Raw genomic sequence first — 18,603 nt, forward strand, 5'->3', positions numbered from 1 at the left:
TTCGACGACGTAGGACAGGTAGGTCATGGCAGCCAACAACCGCCGCATGTCCGGCAAGAAGGGCGCGCAGGTCGGCAGTGGCGGCCAGCGGCGCAAGGGTCTCGAGGGCAAGGGGCCGACGCCGCCCGCCGAGATGCGCAAGAAGCACAAGGCGAACCGCATCGCCAACGCGAAGGCGAAGCAGGCGGCGCGCCGCCCCGCGCCGCGTGGCCGGGGCGGCAAGGGCACGTCCGAGATGGTCGTCGGCCGTAACCCCGTGGTCGAGGCGCTGCGCGAGGGTGTGCCGGCTTCCACCCTCTACGTCCAGCAGTTCATCGACAACGACGAGCGGGTGCGCGAGGCGCTCCAGCTCGCGGCCGAGCGCGGCGGGATCAACCTCATGGAGGCCCCCCGCCCCGAGCTCGACCGCATGACCAACGGCCTCAACCACCAGGGCCTGGTCCTCCAGGTCCCGCCGTACGAGTACGCGCACCCCGAGGACCTCGCCAGCGCCGCCTACGACGACGGCGAGGACCCGTTGATCGTCGCGCTGGACGGCGTGACCGACCCGCGTAACCTCGGCGCCGTCGTCCGGTCGGTGTCGGCCTTCGGCGGTCATGGTGTCGTCGTGCCCGAGCGCCGCGCGGCCGGGATGACCGCCGGCGCGTGGAAGACGTCCGCCGGTACGGCCGCCCGGACGCCGGTCGCCCGCGCCACCAACCTCACGCGCGCCCTTGAGGGTTACAAGAAGGCCGGCATCGTCATCGTCGGCCTCGCCGCCGACGGCGAGCACGAGGTCGGCCAACTGGACGCCCTCGACGGCCCGGTCGTCATCGTGGTCGGCAGCGAGGGCAAGGGCCTGTCCCGACTCGTCGGCGAAACCTGCGACTTCCGGGTCCGTATCCCGATGCCGGGTGGCGCCGAGTCTCTCAACGCCGGTGTGGCGGCCGGGATCGTGTTGTACGAGGCGGCGCGCCGACGGGGCTGAACACGCGTGCCCGTCCTCACCCGTACGGGGTAATCGGGGTGTTCTGCGCAAGCTTGACGGGGTCCGGACAGATCCGGGCAGTCAAAGCAGTGTCCTAAACACACGTCACTCGGTTAGATGAGTGTGGACACCAGAACACCCCGCACACCCACGGGGGACCGCTCGTCGGGCTTCAACTCCGGATTCGCCTCCGGACTCGACGACGCTCCCGCGCTGAGCATGGTGAAGGTGCCGAGCGATCCGGCGCAGATCATCGTCAATCACGCCAGCTTCCGCGTGCAGTTGGGCGCGACGACGAGACGCGCGGCCCAATCCCCGCGGATCGCCCGGCACTTGAGCGCCAGCGAGGACACCGCCCGGATGCCGGCCGTCGGCGCCACGGGCACGGGCGCGGCGCGCCGCCGACCCGTCGTCTGGAGCGGCAGGTCCGCCCCCGACGACACCGGCGCCCACCGTCTGCTCCAGGCCGTGCGGGGCGGCGTCCGCCCGGTCGAGGAGCCGGCCGCGGACGCCGGAGCCACCCAGGTCATCCCCCGCATCGACGTCGACGGCGGCTACGACCCGGGCTACGACGACGCGTTGACCCAGACCGTCGAGACCCCCGTCGTCGGCGCCCAGCGCACCCATGAGCCCCTGCTGCCCGGCATGCGCACCGTCGGCAGTGCCTACGACGAGGAACTCGCCTACGCGGACGAACAGTTCGCCGAAGCCGTCGACGAGGAGACCGGCACCCCCGGCAGGCGCCACGGAGACGACCCCGCCCGGCACGCCTACTACCCGGGCCGCCGGATGAACCTCGGCGTCGTCCTCCTCCCGCTGCGCATCTTCCTCGGCTTCATCTCCATCTACGCCGGCATGGGCAAGCTCTGCGACCCCGTCTACTTCGACGGCGGCAAGCGCGGCTCCATGGTCAAGTGGCTCGACACCCTGCACCCCTGGGAAGTCGCCGAGCCACTGCGCCAGTTCGCCCTGCACCACCCCGTCGGCTCCGGCCTGGTCATCGCCTTCCTCCAGGTCATCGTCGGCGTCCTCACCATCCTCGGCTGCTGGCAGCGCGTCGCCGCCGTCGTCGGCGCCCTGCTCTCCGCCGCGCTGCTCCTCACGGTCAGCTGGAAGAGCGTCCCCGTCTACGACGCGCCGGACATCATCTACCTCGCCGCCTGGTCGCCGCTGATCATCGCCGGTGCACCCGTCTACTCCATCGACGGCCGCCTCGCCGGCAGCGCCTGGCGCCGCCTCGGACCCCGCTCCGACATCTGGGACCTGCGCCGCTACGTCCTGCGCCGCGGCGCCTTGGTCAGCGCCATCGTCATCGGCCTCACCCTGCTCATCGGCTCGCTCCTCGGCGGTGCCGTCCGCGACGCCGACCGGGTCGTCGTCCCGGGCCCCGGCGAGGCCCCGCGCAACGAACTCCCGGGCTCCCCGCTCCCGCAGGACCCGGCCAAGCACAAGAAGCGCCCCTCGGCCTCCACGTCCCCCACCCAGGGCGCCACGGCCGGCTCCACCCCGACCGGCGCCGCGACCACCCCGGGCGCCACCCGCGACACCAGCACGGCCGGCACCCCCAGCCAGACCCAGGGCACCGGCCAGGCGCCGCCCCAGCAGTCCTCCCCGGCCCAGCAGGCCCCCAGCACCAGTTCGGGACCGACCGGCTCCACCGGCGGCACCGGCACCGGCTCCAGCGGAGGAACGGACACGGGAGGCACGTCCTCCGGTGAACCGGGCCTGGTAGGCGGCCTGTTGGGGTAGACGGGCCGGTGGGAGGCATCCTCGGGCAACCCACCGGCTGAACCGCAGGCCCGACGACGAAAGGGCCCCGCACAGCGACTGTGCGGGGCCCTTCGTGACGTACAGGCTGCTGCTAGCGCCCCAGCGCCGCCAACTCCTTGGCGGCCTCCGTCAGATCCTTCGCCGTGTCGATCGCCCGCCAGTACGCGCCCTGCGGGATCGGGAAGCCGGCCAGCCGCAGCTCCCGCGCCAGATGGGGGAACGTCGTCCGCTCGTGGTCCCCGCGCTCCGGGAGCATCTCGGCGAACTCGGGCGAGAAGACGTACACGCCGGCGTTGATCTCGTACGTCGTCGGCGGGGCCTCGATGAAGTCGGTGATGTGACCGAACCCGTCGGTCTGCACGGCACCCCACGGGATCCGCGGACGCGCCAGCGCCAGCGTCGCCACCGCGTCGCGCTCGGTGTGGAAGTCCGCCATCTCGCGCAGCGAGAAGCGGGTCCAGATGTCACCGTTGGTCGCGTACCAGGGCCTGTCGGGGTGCGGGAGGTGCGCCGCCGCGTACTTGAGGCCGCCACCGCGGCCCAGCGGCTCCGGCTCGACGACGGTCGTCACGTTCACCGGCAGATCGGCCGAGTCGAGCCACTGCTGCAGGACATCGGCGAGATGGCCACAGCTGACCACCACGTCGGTCACGCCCTCCTCGGCGAGCCAGACAAGCTGATGGCCGATGATCGGCGTCCCCGTACCGGGGATCTCGACCATCGGCTTGGGCCGGTCGTCGGTGTAGGGGCGCAGCCGTGAACCCTGGCCGCCGGCCAGGACGACGGCTTGAACGGGGCGGGACGCGGCGTTCGGATCGGTCATGACCGAACTGTACGGCGCGTCCCGCTCGCGGCTTCTGCCGGTGACCGTTCAGCTGTCGCGGAGGCAGCCGCCTCAGGTGTGCGAGGCCGCCACACCCGTGGCGAAGGAGGTGTCGCAGACGGGCCGGGCGTACGACTGCGCACGCGTCGGGCCGTACACCCGCACCGCGGCACGGCCCAGCGCGCGGGCGATGGAGGCGCAGTGCTCCGCGAGGGAGGGACGGTCGTTGACCGCTTCCTGGAGGTGGGTGAGCGCGACACCAGGGTTCTCCTCCTGGAGCTCCGCGAGGAGCTTGTCACGCAGCACGTCCTGCGGGGCACGGGCCTTCGCACGCGCCGCCGAGATGTCGGAGGCGGTGAGCACCGAGTCCGAGGGGCTCCCCGTCCAGTTGACCCGGGTGACCGCGAGGGTTCCGGAGAGCACCAGGAAGACGGGCAGGACAAGGGCGAGCGTGCGGCCGATACGGCGGGCGGGGCCCCGGCCGCGTCGCGTCTGTTGGTTAGTGGAGTGCTTCACGCGTGTGAGGGTAGCGCGGGGTGATGATTTGGCGACATTTAGTCACCGGTTCGGGGGATGAAGTGGTGCCCCGAATTGGGTAAGGGGTTGACGCACACGGCTCGAAATGCCCGTTCTGCCGGGGTATTTGGCGGCCGTCTCCCGCGCACGACAAGGGCCCCGCAGACGTCTGCGGGGCCCTTGTCGTCAACCTGGGTGATTTACCCGGGATTCTGCTCAGTCCGACAGACGCGCGCCCGTCGAGGTCGAGAACACGTGGGTCTCGCCCGCGCGCGGCACGACGTGCAGCGTGCTGCCCTTCTCCGGGACGTCACGGCCGCTGACGCGGACGACGAGGTCCTTGGAGTCGTCGCCGACCTTCGCGGTGCCGTAGACGTACGCGTCGGCGCCGAGCTCCTCGACCACGTTGACCGTGACCGCGAGACCCTGCTCCGACTCCGCGCCGGCCACGTCGAAGTGCTCGGGACGGACGCCGACGGTGACGGTCTTGTCCGTGGCCGCGGAGAGCGCGTCACGGTCCACCGGCACGACCGACTTGCCGAACTTCACACCGCCGTCGGTGATCGGCACCTCGACCAGGTTCATGGCCGGGGAACCGATGAAGCCGGCGACGAAGAGGTTCGCCGGGCGGTCGTACATGTTGCGCGGGGTGTCGACCTGCTGGAGCAGACCGTCCTTGAGGACCGCCACGCGGTCGCCCATCGTCATGGCCTCGACCTGGTCGTGGGTGACGTAGACCGTGGTGATGCCGAGGCGGCGCTGGAGCGACGCGATCTGCGTACGGGTCGAGACACGGAGCTTGGCGTCGAGGTTCGACAGCGGCTCGTCCATGAGGAAGACCTGCGGCTCACGCACGATGGCGCGACCCATGGCGACACGCTGACGCTGACCACCGGAGAGCGCCTTCGGCTTGCGGCCCAGGTACTCGGTGAGGTCGAGGATCTTCGCCGCGTCTTCGACCTTCTGCTTGATCTCCGCCTTCGGCACGCCGGCGATCTTGAGCGCGAAGCCCATGTTGTCGGCGACCGTCATGTGCGGGTACAGCGCGTAGTTCTGGAACACCATGGCGATGTCCCGGTCCTTGGGCGGCAGGTGCGTGACGTCACGGTCACCGATGCGGATCGCACCGCCGTTGACGTCCTCCAGCCCCGCCAGCATGCGGAGCGAGGTGGACTTGCCGCAGCCGGACGGGCCGACCAGGACGAGGAACTCCCCGTCCTCGATCTGGATGTCGAGCGCGTCTACGGCGGGCTTGTCGGAACCCGGGTAGATCCGGGTCGCCTTGTCGAACGAGACAGTGGCCATGGTGATGGGCCCCCTTCTACCGGCAGGAACGTGCCGGACGATCCGTTGTAGGAAGGTGGTGGTGTAGTCCACGCGAGTGAACTTGGAGGGACGCTACCTGGCGTTTGCCGGATCTGTCAGTAGTCCGGGGCATGTGAACTTCGTCGAAATTTTCGAGAGGGCTCCGCCGGGACCTGGGTACACTGCACGGGCGCGTACGCGACAGACGTACGTCTGCCTCCTTAGCTCAGATGGCCAGAGCAACGCACTTGTAATGCGTAGGTCGTCGGTTCGAATCCGACAGGGGGCTCCAGCAGTCGTTGTTACCCCTGAGTGACCTGCCGGGTGCCAGGGTGGGGGCATGCGGGTACTGATCGTGGAGGACCACAAGGATCTCGCGGAGAGTGTCGCGAGGGGGCTGCGGCGGCATGCGATGGAGGTCGAGCTCGCGCATGACGGAGAGCAGGGGCTGAGCCGGGCCTCCAGCGGGGTCTACGACGTCGTCGTACTCGACCGTGACCTGCCGCTCGTGCACGGTGACGAGATCTGCCGGGCGCTGGTGCGGCAGGGCTGTCCGTCGCGGGTGCTGATGCTCACCGCCGCCGGGACGCTCGCCGACCGGGTCGACGGCCTCGATCTCGGCGCCGACGACTACCTCGCCAAGCCCTTCTCCTTCGCCGAGCTCATCGCCCGCGTCCAGGCCCTGGACAGACGCGACCAGCCCGCCGTACCCCCCGTCCTCGTCCGCGGGGACATCGAGCTCGACCCGGCCCGCCGCACCGTGCTGCGCGGCGGGCGCAGGCTGGAGCTGTCGCCGAAGGAGATGGCCGTCCTGGAGGTGCTGCTCGCCGCCGGGGGTGCCGTCGTCTCCGCCGAGGAACTGCTGGAGCGGGCCTGGGACCGGGACGCCGACCCGTTCAGCAACGCGGTCAAGGTCACCGTGAGCCGGCTGCGCCGCAAGCTCGGTGACCCGCCGGTCATCGAGACGCTCCCGCACGTCGGCTACCGGATCTGAGGCCCCCGGCGGGCGTTGTTGCGACCCGGGAGGCCGTACGCCAGCCTGTGAGGGAGGTAACCCGGGTGTGACCGGGGGTGCGGCAGCCTGAGGTCCGTGGCGCGTGTCTCGTAGGGGGAATGATGAGGGTACTGGTGGTCGAGGACCACACGGAGCTCGCGGACTCGATCACCAGAGTCTTCCGCCGCCAGGGCCTCGCTGTCGACACGGCCTACGACGGCGCGACCGCCCTCGACCTCGTCGAGGAGGTCGACTACGACGTCGTCGTCCTCGACCGTGACCTTCCCGACGTGCACGGCGACGAGGTCTGCGGTGAACTCGCCGCCAAGGGCGTGCGCACCAAGGTGCTCATGCTCACGGCCGCCGCCTCCATCGCCGACCGCGTCGAGGGACTCGGCCTGGGCGCCGACGACTACCTCGCCAAGCCCTTCGCCTGGCCCGAACTCCTGGCCCGCACCCGCGCGCTGGGCCGCCGCGCCCACCCGGAGCGGCAGCCCGAGCTCGTCCGTGGCGCCCTGCGCCTGGACCCCGCACGCCGTACCGTCAGCCATTCGGGCACCCAACTGCCCCTCACCACCAAGGAGTTCGGCGTGCTCGCCTATCTGCTCGGCGCCGAGGGACGGACCGTCCCGGCCGACGAGCTGCTCGCCAAGGTGTGGGACGAGGTCGCCGACCCCGGCACCACCACCGTGAAGGCGACCGTCAACCGGCTCCGGTCCAAGCTCCTCGACGCCTCCGTGATCGAGACCGTGCCCGGCCGGGGCTACCGGGTCTGACATGGCGCCGCCCCTCCGCACCCGGCTCGCCCGAGCCCGCGACCGCGCACTGCGCACCGCCCCCGCGTCCTGGCTGCGCGCCCTGGCCCGGCGCCTGACCCCGCGCCGGGTGCGGGTCCGCTTCGCGGTCCTCTTCGGCCTGCTGTTCATCGCCTCCGGCGCCGTCCTGCTCGGCATGACCTATCTGCTGGTCAACCGGCCCACCCACAGCAGCGTCGTCAAGTACGAGATCAACGGCGGCGACGGCGGGCAGCCCACGATCCACATACAACCCGGCGGCCAGGGCGGCGGCGACGCCCCGCCACCCGAGTTCGCCCTCGACGCCCAGCTGCGCGAACAAGCCGCCCGCATGCACGAGGCCCAGATGCACGACCTGCTCGTGCAGTCCTGTATCGCCCTCGCCATCATGGCCTGTCTCTCCGTCGCGCTCAGCTGGCTGCTGGCCCGCCGGGTGCTGCGCCCCATGCGCACCGTCACCGCCGGCATCCGCAGCATCTCCGCCCGCAACGTCCATGAGCGCCTCGCCGTCGAGGGACCCGGCGACGAGATCAGCGACCTGGCCGACAGCGTCGACGGCCTCCTCGACCGGCTGGAAGCCGCCCTGGAGTCCCACAAACGCTTCGTCGCCAACGCCGCCCACGAACTGCGCACCCCACTCACCGTGGAACGCGCCCTCCTGGAGGAGTGCCTGCTCGACCCCGACGCCACCGCCGAGTCGTTCCGCGAGAACTTCGAGCGGCTGCTGCGGATCAGCACCCACCAGGGGGCCCTGCTGGAGTCCCTGCTCACCCTGGCCGTCAGCGAGCGGGGCATGGACCGCACCGAGCCCGTCGACCTGGCCGAGGTCGTCGAGACCGTCCTGCTCACCCAGCTGCCCCGCACCGAACGGCAGGGCGTACGCATCGCCGACCGCACCGAGCCGGCCCAGGTCGCCGGTGACACCGCCCTGCTGGAGCGGCTGGTCGCCAACCTCGTCCACAACGCCGCCTACTACAACGTGCCCGACGGGACCGTGGACGTCACCGTGCGCCGCCACGACCGGCACGCCGTCCTCACCGTCACCAACACCGGCCCCGCCGTCCCCGAGGAGCGCGTCGGCCAGCTCTTCGAACCGTTCCAGCGTATGAGCCGCACCGCGGGCGACGGCCACCACGGTCTCGGCCTCTCGATCGTCCGGGCCATCGCCGCGGCCCACGACGCCGCCCTCACCGCCCGCCCCGGGCCGGCCGGCGGACTCGTCGTCGAACTCTCCTTCCCACTCCTTGTCAAGGACGGGGAGCGATATGCGGTCTGGCCGCAGACCCGCGCGGCAACCGCGTCCAAGTGACCAGAACGGCCGGTTGGACGACGCCGTCCGCTAGGTATCGTTCTGATTGACCGGCCCCGGTCGAGAACGGATTCAGGTGACGTTTCACCGGGCCTTTCGGTCCACGGGGTGAGATTCCCAGGAGCTTCCCGAGTGGAAGCTCTTTTCCTTTGGCAAGGGAATTAGGGGTGAGGGGCGGAAAATGAGCGAGCGAACCGGCGGCGGCATTTCCCTGTCCGACAGCCAGGAGGGCATCTGGCGGGCACAGCGCCTGGCGGGCCCCCGCGCGCTCTACAGCGTCGGGCAGGCCGTCGAGATCACGGGCCCGCTCGACGTGCCCGCCTTCGGGACCGCGCTGCGTCGCACGGTCGAGGAGACCGAGATCCTGGGCGTGCGCTTCACCGAGGACGCGGATGGTGAGGCGCGGGTCGTGCCGCGGGACGCCGGGCACCGAGGACCGGGAGCGCTGCGCTTCGAGGACTGGGACGAGGCCGACGGCGATCGGCAGGCGTGGCTCGAAGGCCGTATGCGTGCCGAACTCGCCGCGGTGGAGGACCCGCTTGCGGAACGGCTGCACTCGTTCGTGCTCTTCAGACTCGATTCCGATCGGTACTGCTGGTTCCAGGGCTATAACCACCTTCTCCTCGATGGATATGCGTGCACGCTGATCGCTCGCCGGGTTGCCGAGTTGTATTCCGCGATCGTGGCGGGCCGTGAATTCCCGCCGGCCGATGTCGTCTCGTTGAGCGAGGCCCTTGACGAGGAGGTGCGGTATCGGAACTCGGCCGAATTCACGGATGATCGGCGTTATCTGAACGGACGATTCTCGGACCGTCCGGAATTGGCGGAGGTCGCAGGGCTTTCCGGCGGCTCCGGCCAGGCCGTGCTGCGCGCGAGTGGCGCTCTGGACCCCGTCGCCGTGGACGCGCTGCTCACCGCCGCGGCCGACGCCGGCCTGCCGACGTCCCGGCTGCTCGTCGCCGCCGCCGGCGCCTTCGTGAGCGGCATGGCCGGGTCGTCCGAGGCGCTCCTCAGCCTGCCCATGACCGGCCGCGTGACCGAGACCGACCTGCGCGCACGCCTCACCCGGGCGAACATGCTGCCCCTGCGGTTCCCGGTCCCTGCCGGGGCGAGCCTGCTCGACCTCGCACGGACGGCCGACGAGGCCGTCGGCGAGCTGCGCCGACACCAGCGCTACCGGGGTGAGCGGCTGCGCCGGGAACTGGGCTGGCCGGAAGGCGACCGCTGGCACTTCGGCCCGTACGTGAACATCCTGCCGCCCGCCGGGGAGCTGGCCTTCGGCGACTGCCGGGGCGTGGCACGGGACGTGTCCACCCGGGTCGTCGAGGACTTCGGCGTGCTCATCGACCGGACGCCCTCGGGGATCGAGATCACCGTCGAGGCGAACGCGGCGCTCTACGACCAGGCGTGGACCCGGGCGGTCCACCGGTCCCTCGTCGGCTTCGTCGAGCGGGCGGTCAGGGAACCGGTGGCGCCGGTCCGGCGGGTCGGGGTGACGGGGGATGACGAACGCGGCCTGGTGGTGGGGGAGTGGAACGCCACGGGGCAGGTGATTGAGCCGGGTTCGGTGGTGGAGCGGTTCCGGGGGTGGGTGGCTGAGGCTCCGGGGGCGGTTGCGCTGTGGTCCGGGGGGCGTGCGCTGTCGTATGCGGAGGTGGATGCGCGGTCGGATGCGTTGGCGCGTGGGTTGGTGGCGCGTGGGGTGGGGGTGGAGTCGCGGGTGGGGCTTTGTCTGCCGCGTGGGGCCGAGATGGTCGTGGCGATTTTGGGGGTGTGGAAGGCCGGTGGGGCGTATGTGCCCCTGGACCCGGAGTACCCCTCCGACCGGCTGGCGTTCATGGTCGCGGACAGTGGTGCCGAGGTGGTGCTGGTCTCTGAGGAGACGGCCGGTCGTGTAGGCGAAGGTGTGCTGCTGGACGAGGTGGTGAGTGAGTCCGGTGTGCTGCCGGAGGTGGCCTCCGGTCAACTCGCCTATGTCATCTATACGTCGGGCTCGACCGGGCGCCCGAAGGGTGTGGCCGTCGCCCATGCCTCGGTGGCCAATCTGGCCTCGGCGATGCGTCCCGTCCTCGGCATCGAGCCCGGTGTCACGGCGTTGCAGTTCGCGTCGTTCAGTTTCGACGCGGCGGTGTTGGATGTGGCGGTCACGCTGGCGAGCGGGGGCACGTTGGCGATTGCCTCGTCCGATGAGCGCCAGGACGCGGTTGCGTTGGCGGCCATGGTGGAGGCGGCCGGGGTGACGGTGGCGAGTGTGGTGCCGTCGCTGCTGGGGGCGTTGGAGCCGGGGGCGGTGGCCGGTGTCGGGAACTGGGTGCTGGGCGCTGAGCGGCTTGAGGCGGGGCTGGCGGCGAAGTGGCGTGCGGGTGCTCGGGTTTGGAACACGTACGGGCCGACTGAGGCGACCGTGATCACGACTGCGGTGTTGTTGGAGGAGGGCATCACCGGCGAGGACGTCCCGCCTGCGATCGGCCGGCCTTTGGGCAATGTCCGCACCTTTGTGCTGGATGCGTTTTTGCGGCCGGTGCCGGTGGGTGTGGTGGGTGAGTTGTATGTCGCTGGTGGTGGTCTGGCCCGTGGATACGTCAACCGTCCTGACCTGACGGCGGAACGGTTCGTCGCGTGTCCGTTCGAGGTGGGTGGGGGGCGGATGTATCGCTCTGGTGACCTGGCTCGGTGGACGGTGGATGGCCAGCTGGAGTTCGTGGGGCGTGCGGATGCGCAGGTGAAGATCCGTGGGTTTCGAGTGGAGTTGGGTGAGGTCGAGGCTGTTCTCGCCGCTCACCCGCAGGTCGAGCGGGCGGTGGCCGTCGTACGGGATGGCCGTCTGGTGGGGTACGTCGTCGGTGGCGTGGAGGGTGAGGACGTACGGGCGTATGCCGGTACTCGGTTGCCGGAGTACATGGTGCCGTCGGTGGTCGTCGTGCTCGACGCGTTCCCGTTGACGGTGAACGGCAAGGTGGATCGGGCCGCGCTGCCGGTGCCCGAGGGTGCGGTGCGGGCTGGGCGGGCTCCGTCCACTGCGGGCGAGGAGGTGTTGTGCGCCCTGTTCGCGGAGCTGCTCGGGGTGGAGCGCGTGGGCGTGGAGGAGAGCTTCTTCGCGCTGGGCGGTGACTCGATCACGGCGATGCTGCTGGTGTCGCGGGCTCGGCGGGCGGGTCTGGTGGTCGGGGCCCGGCAGGTGCACGAGCTGCGGACGCCTGCGGCGCTGGCCGCGGTGGCGGGAGCGGTCGGCGGTCCGGTCGGCGGGGCGGCTGGTGGTTCGGCTGATGGTTCGGCTGGTGGTGCCCGGCCGGTGGACTCGGCGGTGGGTGAGGTCCCGCTGACGCCGGTGATGCGGGAGGTGCTGGACCGCGTCGGCGCTGACGGTGTGCGCGAGGTCGTGCAGTCGATGGTGGTGGAGGCGCCGACTGGGCTGGACGAGGAGGCGCTGCGGGGTGCGGTGGCCGCTCTGGTCGAGCGGCATGAGGTGTTGCGGGCGCGGCTGGTGGCCGAGCGCGGGGTGCTCGTGGTGCCCGAGCGGCTGGTGGTGCCGGTCGAGGGGGTGGTGACGCGGGTTCCGGACGGCGGTGCGGATCCGGCGGCATCGGCTGAGGCGGAGGTCGCCGCCGCGGTGCGACGGCTGGATCCCGCGGCCGGAGTGATGGTGCAGGTGGTGTGGGTGGACGCGGGGGCCGAGGCGGCGGGGCGACTGGTCGTGGTGGCCTGTCATCTGGTCGTCGACGCGGTGTCCTGGCAGGTGCTGCTGCCGGATCTGTGGTCCGCGTACGAGGGCCTCGCCGAGGGGCGGGCCGTGGAATGGGACCCGGTTCCGGTGCCGTTCCGCGCATGGGCACGGGAGTTGGCGGCACAGGCGGGGCGGCCGGAGCGGGTGGCCGAGCTGGCGGCCTGGCGGGCGGTGCTGGACGGTCCGCACGCACCGCTCACGGACGTCTCGCTGGACCCGGCCCTGGATGTCGGCGCGACGGTGCGCGAGGTGTCGGTGTCGGTGCCGGCGGACGTCACGGCCGCGCTGCTGACGGTCGTGCCGACGGCTTTCCATGCCGGGGCGGACGAGGTGCTGCTCGCGGGTCTCGCCGACGCGGTCGGCGCGTGGGCCGGGGTGGACGGGTTCCTGGTGGACGTCGAGGGACACGGCCGCGAGCCGTTGTCGGACGGCGTCCAGGACCTGTCCCGGACGGTGGGGTGGTTCACGTCCTCGCGTCCGGTGCGGTTGCGGGCGGGCGCCGATGTGTCGGTGCCCGAGGTGAAGGAGCGGGTGCGGGCCGTTCCAGGGGACGGGCTCGGCTATGGGCTGCTGCGGTACGGCCGTCCGGACACGGCAAGGGAGTTGGCGGACCTGCCCTCGGCGCAGATCGGCTTCAACTTCCTCGGGAGAGTGGGCGCCGGGGAGGGCTTCGGAGCCGGGAGCGCGCCGGACGCCTCGGTGATGCACGCCCTGGAGCTGCTGAGCGCGGTGCGCGACACGGCGGACGGTCCGGTGCTGGAGCTGCGGATGGACTGCCCGGCGCGGCTGCTGGGCGAGGGCCGGGCGCGTGGACTGCTGGAGGCGTGGGCGGACCGGCTCGCCACGCTGGTCGAGGACGTCCGGCGTGGGGCGGGTGGTCACTCGCCGTCGGACTTCCCGCTGGTCGCACTGGACCAGGCGGGCGTCGAGGAGATCGAGGCGGCGGTCACGGGACTGGTGGACGTTCTCCCCGTCGCGCCGCTCCAGGAGGGCCTGCTGTTCCACTCCCTCTTCGACGAGGACGGCGTGGACGTCTATGTCGAGCAGCTCGTCCTGACGCTCGACGGCGAAGTGGACGGAGCCCGGCTGCGCGCCTCCTGGCAGACGCTGCTCGACCGGCACACAGCGTTGCGGGCCGGATTCGTCCAGGTCGCGGGCGCGGCGGGGCCTGTGCAGGTCGTGGTCGACCGGGCCGAACTGCCGTGGCGCGAGGTCGATGTGACGGGCCTGGACGGCACCGCGGCCGACGAGGTGGGCCTCGCGGAGCGGGCCGCGCGGTTCGACCTGGCGGCACCGCCGCTGCTGCGGGTGGCGCTGGTCCGGGAGGGCGTGGCCGGCGTGGCGCGGTCGCGGATGGTCGTCACGCTCCACCATCTGCTGCTGGACGGCTGGTCGTTGCCGCTGGTGCTGCGGGAGTTGTGGACGCTCTACGCGGCCGGTGGCCGGGCGGACGGGCTCGGTACGCCGGTGTCGTCGCGCCCGTACTGGGCGTGGCTCGCCGGACGTGACAAGACCGCGGCGCTGGCGGCGTGGCGGGCCGAACTGGCGCCGGTGGAGGAGTCGGTGCTCGTCGCCCCGGCCGAGCCGAGCGCGGCGGCCTCCGTCGTCCTGGACCGGGTCACCGAGTGCACGAGCGTCGACCTGCTGCGCGATCTGGAGCGGCTCGCCCGTGGCACCGGCGTGACCCTGAACACGGTGGTGCAGCTGGCCTGGGGGCTGGTGTTGGGGCAGCTCACGGGCCGGCGCGCGGTGACGTTCGGAGCGACGGTGGCGGGACGCCCGGCGGAGCTCACCGGCATGGAGACGATGCTCGGCCTGTTCATCAACACCCTGCCGGTGCGCGTCGATCTGGACCCGGCCCGTTCGGTGGGCGAGGCCCTGACGGAACTGCACGCACGGCAGTCGGCGCTGCTCGACCATCAGCACGTGGGGCTGAGCGAGGTACAGCGCGCCGCGGGCCCCGGCGCGACCTTCGACACCCTGCTGGCCTTCGAGAACTACCCGGGCGACCTCGACGCCCAGCCTCTCGGCGCAGACCTCGCGCTCAAGGCCACGGAACTTCGCGAGTCGACCAACTTCGCGCTGGCCCTGGGTGTCACCCCCGGCGACGGCCTGGAGATCCGCCTCGACCACCGCGCCGACCTCTTCGACCGCCCCGCCGCCGAGCGGATGGCCCGTCGGTTGGTGCGGGTGCTGGAGCAGGTGGCGGCCGATCCGCTGGTGCGGCTGAGCGCGCTGGATCTGCTGGACGACTCCGAGCGGGCTGCGGTGGTGGGGGAGTGGAACGCCACGGGGCGGGACGTGGATACGTCGTCGGTGGTGGGGCGGTTCCGGGGGTGGGTGGCTGGGGCTCCGGGGGCGGTGGCGCTGTGGTCGGGGGGCCGTGCGCTGTCGTATGCGGAGGTGGATGCGCGGTCGGATGCGTTGGCGCGTGGGTTGGTGGCGCGTGGGGTGGGGGCGGAGTCGCGGGTGGGGCTTTGTCTGCCGCGCGGGGCTGAGATGGTCGTGGCGATTTTGGGGGTGTGGAAGGCCGGTGGGGCGTACGTTCCGCTGGATCCCGAGTATCCGTCGGATCGGCTGGCGTTCATGGTCGCCGACAGCGGGGCCGAGGTGGTGCTGGTCGCGGAGGAGACGGCCGGTCGTGTGCCGGTGGGTGTGCTGCTGGATGAGGTGGTGAGTGACTCCGGTGTGCTGCCGGAGGTGGGCATCGACCAGCTGGCGTACGTCATCTATACGTCGGGCTCGACGGGGCGGCCGAAGGGAGTAGCCGTCGCGCACGCCTCCGTGGCGAACCTGGCCTCTGTGATGCGTCCCGTTCTGGGTGTTGAGCCTGGTGTCACGGCGTTGCAGTTCGCGTCGTTCAGTTTCGACGCGGCGGTGCTGGATGTGGCGGTCACGCTGGCGGGCGGGGGCACGTTGGCGATTGCCACCTCGGAGGAGCGGCTGGACCCCGCTGCCCTGGCCGGGATGCTTCAGGAAGCCGGGGTGACGGTGGCGAGTGTGGTGCCGTCGCTGCTGGGGGCGTTGGAGCCGGGGGCGGTGGCCGGTGTCGGGAACTGGGTGCTGGGCGCTGAGCGGCTTGAGGCGGGGCTGGCGGCGAAGTGGCGTGCGGGTGCTCGGGTTTGGAACACGTACGGGCCGACTGAGGCGACCGTGATCACGACTGCGGTGTTGTTGGAGGAGGGTGTCTCGGGTGAGGACGCTCCGCCTGCGATCGGCCGGCCTTTGGGCAATGTCCGCACCTTTGTGCTGGATGCGTTTTTGCGGCCGGTGCCGGTGGGCGTGGTGGGTGAGTTGTATGTCGCTGGTGGTGGTCTGGCGCGGGGGTATGTGAACCGTCCTGACCTGACGGCGGAGCGGTTTGTGGCCTGCCCGTTCGGTGAGGGCGGTCGGATGTACCGCACCGGCGACCTGGCGCGTTGGACGGCCGATGGCCAGCTGGAGTTCGTGGGGCGTGCGGATGCGCAGGTGAAGATCCGTGGGTTCCGGGTGGAGTTGGGTGAGGTCGAGGCTGTTCTCGCTGCGCATCCGGGGGCGGAGCGGGCGGTGGCGGTTGTGCGGGATGGCCGTCTGGTGGGGTACGTCGTCGGTGGCGTGGAGGGTGAGGACGTACGGGCGTATGCCGGTACTCGGTTGCCGGAGTACATGGTGCCGTCGGTGGTTGTCGTGCTCGACGCGTTCCCGTTGACGGTGAACGGCAAGGTGGATCGGGCCGCGCTGCCGGTGCCGGAGGTCGCGGCGAGTGATGTGCGGGCGCCCGAGAGCTCCGCGGAGAAGGCGTTCTGCGAGCTGTTCGCCGAGGTGCTGGGGCTGGCGAAGGTCGGGGTCGGGGACGGGTTCTTCGAGCTGGGCGGTGACTCGATCATGTCGATGCTGCTGGCGTCCCGTGCGCGGCGGGCCGGGTGGGTGGTGACGCCTCGGCAGGTCTTCGAGGAGAAGACACCGGAGCGGCTGGCGCTGGTGGCGGTCATGACCGGGGACAGGGCGGAGGAGGCCGAGGACTGCGGCGTCGGTGAGGTGCCGTGGACGCCGGTGATGCGGTCCCTGGGTGCGGACGCGTTGCGGGCGGGGTTCGCGCAGTGGATGGCGGTCGGCGCGCCCCCCGGGCTGGGGACGGAGGTGCTGACGGCGGGGCTGGCGGCGGTGCTGGCCGTGCACCCCATGCTGCGGGGCGGTGTGCGGCGCGGGGCCGACGGCCGCCCGGTGCTGGTGGTGCCGGAGGCCGACGCGGTGGACCTTTCCGGCCGGGTGGTGCGGGTGGACGCCGTCGGTGTTCCCGACGGTGGTCTCGACGACGTGGCCGGGGAGGCGGCTCGGGCCGCGGTCGCGGCGCTGGACCCGGTGGCGGGTGTCATGGTGCGCGCGGTGTGGGTGGACGCCGGACCGGGCCGCGTCGGCCGGGTGGTCGTCGTGGCGCATCACCTGGTGGTCGACGGGGTGTCGTGGCGGGTGCTGATGCCGGATCTGCGGGCGGCCTGCGAGGCCGTGGCCGTGGGACGGAGGCCGGAGGGCGTCCTGGAGTCGGGTGGCACCTCCTTCTGTTCCTGGGCACGGCAGTTGGAGCGGTCGGCGCTGCGCGCGGAGCGGGTGGCGGAGCTGGACGGGTGGGTGGAGCTGCTGGCCGGGGCTGATGGGCAGCGGTTGGCCGGGGCTGATGGGCAGCGGGTGGTTGGGACCGGCGGGATGCAGGCGGTCGGTGCCGACGGGTTGCAGGCGGCTGGCGCTGATGGGTCGCGGGTGGTTGGGGCTGGTGGGCGGCGGGTGGTCGGGGCCGACGGGTTGCAGGCGGTCGGGGCCGACGGGTCGCGGGTGGTTGGGACCGGCGGGTTGCAGGGGGTCGGTGCCGACGGGTTGCGGGTGGCTGGCTCTGATGGGTCGCGGGCGGTCGGGGCTGATGGGCGGCGGGTGGTCGGGGCTGACGGGATGCAGGCGGTCGGTGCCGATGGGTTGCAGGCGGCTGGCGCTGACGGGTCGCTGGTGGGCGGGGCTGATGAGCGGCGGGCGGTCGGGGACGACGGGTTGCGGGTCGCCGGGACCGGCGGGTTGCAGGCGGTCGGTGCCGGCGGGTCGCGGGTGGCTGGCGCTGATGGGTCGCGGGTGGTCGGGGCTGACGGGTTGCAGGGGGTCGGGGCTGATGAGCGGCGGGCGGTCGGTGCCGACGGGTTGCAGGCGGCTGGCGCTGACGGGCCGCGGGTGGTCAGGGCTGACGGGTTGCAGGCGGTCGGGGACGACGGGTTGCAGGTCGCCGGGACCGGCGGGTCGCGGGTGGCTGGCGCTGATGGGTCGCGGGTGGTCGGAGCTGGTGGGCGGCGGGCGGTCGGTGCCGACGGGTTGCAGGTGGCCGGGGCTGGCCGGGCGCAGGGGGGCGGGGGCCGTGGGCTGTCGGTGGTTGGGGCGCGGGTGTTGGATCCGGGTCGTGACACCGTCCGGACTCTCGTCCGCCGTGAGTGGACGCTGACCGCCGAGCGCGGTGCCGTTCTGGTGGGGCGTACCCCGGCGCTCTTCCACTGCGGTGTGCACGAGGTGCTGCTGGCGACGTTGGCGGGTGCCGTGGCGCGCCGGCGTCCGGAGGCCGGTGACGGTGGGCTGCTGGTGGATGTGGAGGCGCACGGCCGGGAGCCGTTGGCGGAGGGCATGGACGTGTCCCGGACGGTGGGCTGGTTCACGGCGGTGCATCCGCTGCTGCTGGACGTGTCGGATCTGGATCTGGACGATGCCGCGGTCGGCGGTCCCTCCGCCGGTGCGCTGGTCAAACGGGTGAAGGAGCAGGTGCAGGCGGTGCCGGGGGACGGCCTCGGACACGGTCTGCTGCGCTGGGCGAACCCGGACACGGCACGGTTGCTGGCGGATCTGCCCGTACCGGAGATCGGCTTCAACTATCTGGGCCGGTTCGCCGCCGCCGGGCCGGACGACGGACCGGTCCGCGCCTGGCAGACGGCCGGCGGCGCGGCGATGGCCGGTACGGCGGACCCCGACATGCCGGTGGCGCATGCGCTGGAGGCCGGAGCCCTGGTGGCGGACACCCCGGACGGGCCGCTGCTGACCCTCACGCTGAGCTGGCCCGCAGGGCTGCTCGACGAGAGCCGGGCGGAGTGTCTGGGCCTGGCCTGGCTGGAGTTGCTGGAAGGCGTCGCCGCGCACACCGCGGACCCGTCGGCCGGCGGCCACACCCCCTCCGACTTCGCGCTGCTGGATCTCGACCAGGACGAGATCGAGGCTCTCGAGTCCGAGTTCGCCGACGACCACCACTGATCACACCAGTTCACCCTTCCTCTTCTCTTCTCTTCTCTTCTTCCCTTCCTGGCGCCCGCTCTGGGACGCCCCTTTTACGACTTCTGTCCTTTGACGCTCTGTTCGTGCTGCCGAACCGAAGCTGTTACCGCTGTGAGGAGATCTACGCG

The 18,603-nt window shown here is 71.8% G+C and carries 9 protein-coding genes and 1 tRNA gene; 7 read left to right on the forward strand and 3 right to left on the reverse strand.

Going from position 1 to position 18,603, the window contains the following annotated elements:
* The first annotated feature begins 25 nt into the window (after window positions 1-25).
* Complete coding sequence (rlmB, locus tag ACIHIX_RS33195; protein WP_399962716.1) at window positions 26-967, forward strand: 23S rRNA (guanosine(2251)-2'-O)-methyltransferase RlmB; 942 nt, start codon at window positions 26-28, stop codon at window positions 965-967.
* A gap of 117 nt (window positions 968-1,084) precedes the next feature.
* Window positions 1,085-2,716, forward strand: a complete 1,632-nt coding sequence (locus tag ACIHIX_RS33200) for a DoxX family membrane protein (protein WP_399962718.1) — start codon at window positions 1,085-1,087, stop codon at window positions 2,714-2,716.
* A 112-nt stretch (window positions 2,717-2,828) separates the two neighbouring features.
* On the opposite strand, the gene ACIHIX_RS33205 is transcribed toward ACIHIX_RS33200, so the two are convergent.
* From ACIHIX_RS33205 to ACIHIX_RS33215, 3 genes are all read right to left on the reverse strand, one after another.
* The gene (locus ACIHIX_RS33205; RefSeq protein ID WP_399962720.1) at window positions 2,829-3,560 is read right to left on the reverse strand and encodes an NDP-sugar synthase; all 732 of its coding nucleotides are present in this window, start codon (window positions 3,558-3,560) and stop codon (window positions 2,829-2,831) included.
* A gap of 72 nt (window positions 3,561-3,632) precedes the next feature.
* Window positions 3,633-4,076: a hypothetical protein gene (locus tag ACIHIX_RS33210; protein ID WP_399962722.1), complete on the reverse strand. Its 444-nt coding sequence runs from the start codon at window positions 4,074-4,076 to the stop codon at window positions 3,633-3,635.
* Window positions 4,077-4,292: 216 nt separating this feature from the next.
* Window positions 4,293-5,381 (reverse strand): ABC transporter ATP-binding protein, encoded by a 1,089-nt coding sequence (locus ACIHIX_RS33215; RefSeq protein ID WP_399962724.1) that lies wholly within the window; start codon window positions 5,379-5,381, stop codon window positions 4,293-4,295.
* A 215-nt stretch (window positions 5,382-5,596) separates the two neighbouring features.
* Between ACIHIX_RS33215 and ACIHIX_RS33220 the strand changes: the two genes are divergently transcribed.
* The 5 genes from ACIHIX_RS33220 to ACIHIX_RS33240 all read left to right on the forward strand — a co-directional run bounded on the left by ACIHIX_RS33220 (window position 5,597) and on the right by ACIHIX_RS33240 (window position 18,454).
* Window positions 5,597-5,673, forward strand: a tRNA-Thr gene (locus tag ACIHIX_RS33220).
* A gap of 48 nt (window positions 5,674-5,721) precedes the next feature.
* Window positions 5,722-6,375, forward strand: a complete 654-nt coding sequence (locus ACIHIX_RS33225; protein WP_399962726.1) for a response regulator transcription factor — start codon at window positions 5,722-5,724, stop codon at window positions 6,373-6,375.
* Between the two features lie 122 nt (window positions 6,376-6,497).
* Window positions 6,498-7,151 (forward strand): response regulator transcription factor, encoded by a 654-nt coding sequence (locus tag ACIHIX_RS33230; RefSeq protein WP_399962728.1) that lies wholly within the window; start codon window positions 6,498-6,500, stop codon window positions 7,149-7,151.
* Between the two features lies 1 nt (window position 7,152).
* On the forward strand, window positions 7,153-8,478 hold the full coding sequence (locus tag ACIHIX_RS33235; protein WP_399962730.1) for a sensor histidine kinase: 1,326 nt from the start codon (window positions 7,153-7,155) through the stop codon (window positions 8,476-8,478).
* A gap of 181 nt (window positions 8,479-8,659) precedes the next feature.
* Window positions 8,660-18,454 carry an amino acid adenylation domain-containing protein gene (locus tag ACIHIX_RS33240; RefSeq protein WP_399962732.1) on the forward strand — a complete coding sequence of 3,265 codons (9,795 nt, stop codon included), beginning with the start codon at window positions 8,660-8,662 and terminating at the stop codon, window positions 18,452-18,454.
* The last annotated feature ends 149 nt before the right edge of the window (window positions 18,455-18,603 follow it).

Origin of the sequence: Streptomyces sp. NPDC051913 (genome assembly GCF_044593635.1) — a bacterium.
Classification (GTDB): domain Bacteria; phylum Actinomycetota; class Actinomycetes; order Streptomycetales; family Streptomycetaceae; genus Streptomyces.

Excerpts from the sequence above, each read along its gene's own strand:
- rlmB (WP_399962716.1), top strand. The coding sequence starts at position 26 with ATGGCAGCCAACAACCGCCGCATGTCCGGCAAGAAGGGCGCGCAGGTC.
- ACIHIX_RS33200 (WP_399962718.1), top strand. The coding sequence starts at position 1,085 with ATGAGTGTGGACACCAGAACACCCCGCACACCCACGGGGGACCGCTCG.
- ACIHIX_RS33205 (WP_399962720.1), bottom strand. The coding sequence starts at position 3,560 with ATGACCGATCCGAACGCCGCGTCCCGCCCCGTTCAAGCCGTCGTCCTG.
- ACIHIX_RS33215 (WP_399962724.1), bottom strand. The coding sequence starts at position 5,381 with ATGGCCACTGTCTCGTTCGACAAGGCGACCCGGATCTACCCGGGTTCC.
- ACIHIX_RS33225 (WP_399962726.1), top strand. The coding sequence starts at position 5,722 with ATGCGGGTACTGATCGTGGAGGACCACAAGGATCTCGCGGAGAGTGTC.
- ACIHIX_RS33230 (WP_399962728.1), top strand. The coding sequence starts at position 6,498 with ATGAGGGTACTGGTGGTCGAGGACCACACGGAGCTCGCGGACTCGATC.
- ACIHIX_RS33235 (WP_399962730.1), top strand. The coding sequence starts at position 7,153 with ATGGCGCCGCCCCTCCGCACCCGGCTCGCCCGAGCCCGCGACCGCGCA.
- ACIHIX_RS33240 (WP_399962732.1), top strand. The coding sequence starts at position 8,660 with ATGAGCGAGCGAACCGGCGGCGGCATTTCCCTGTCCGACAGCCAGGAG.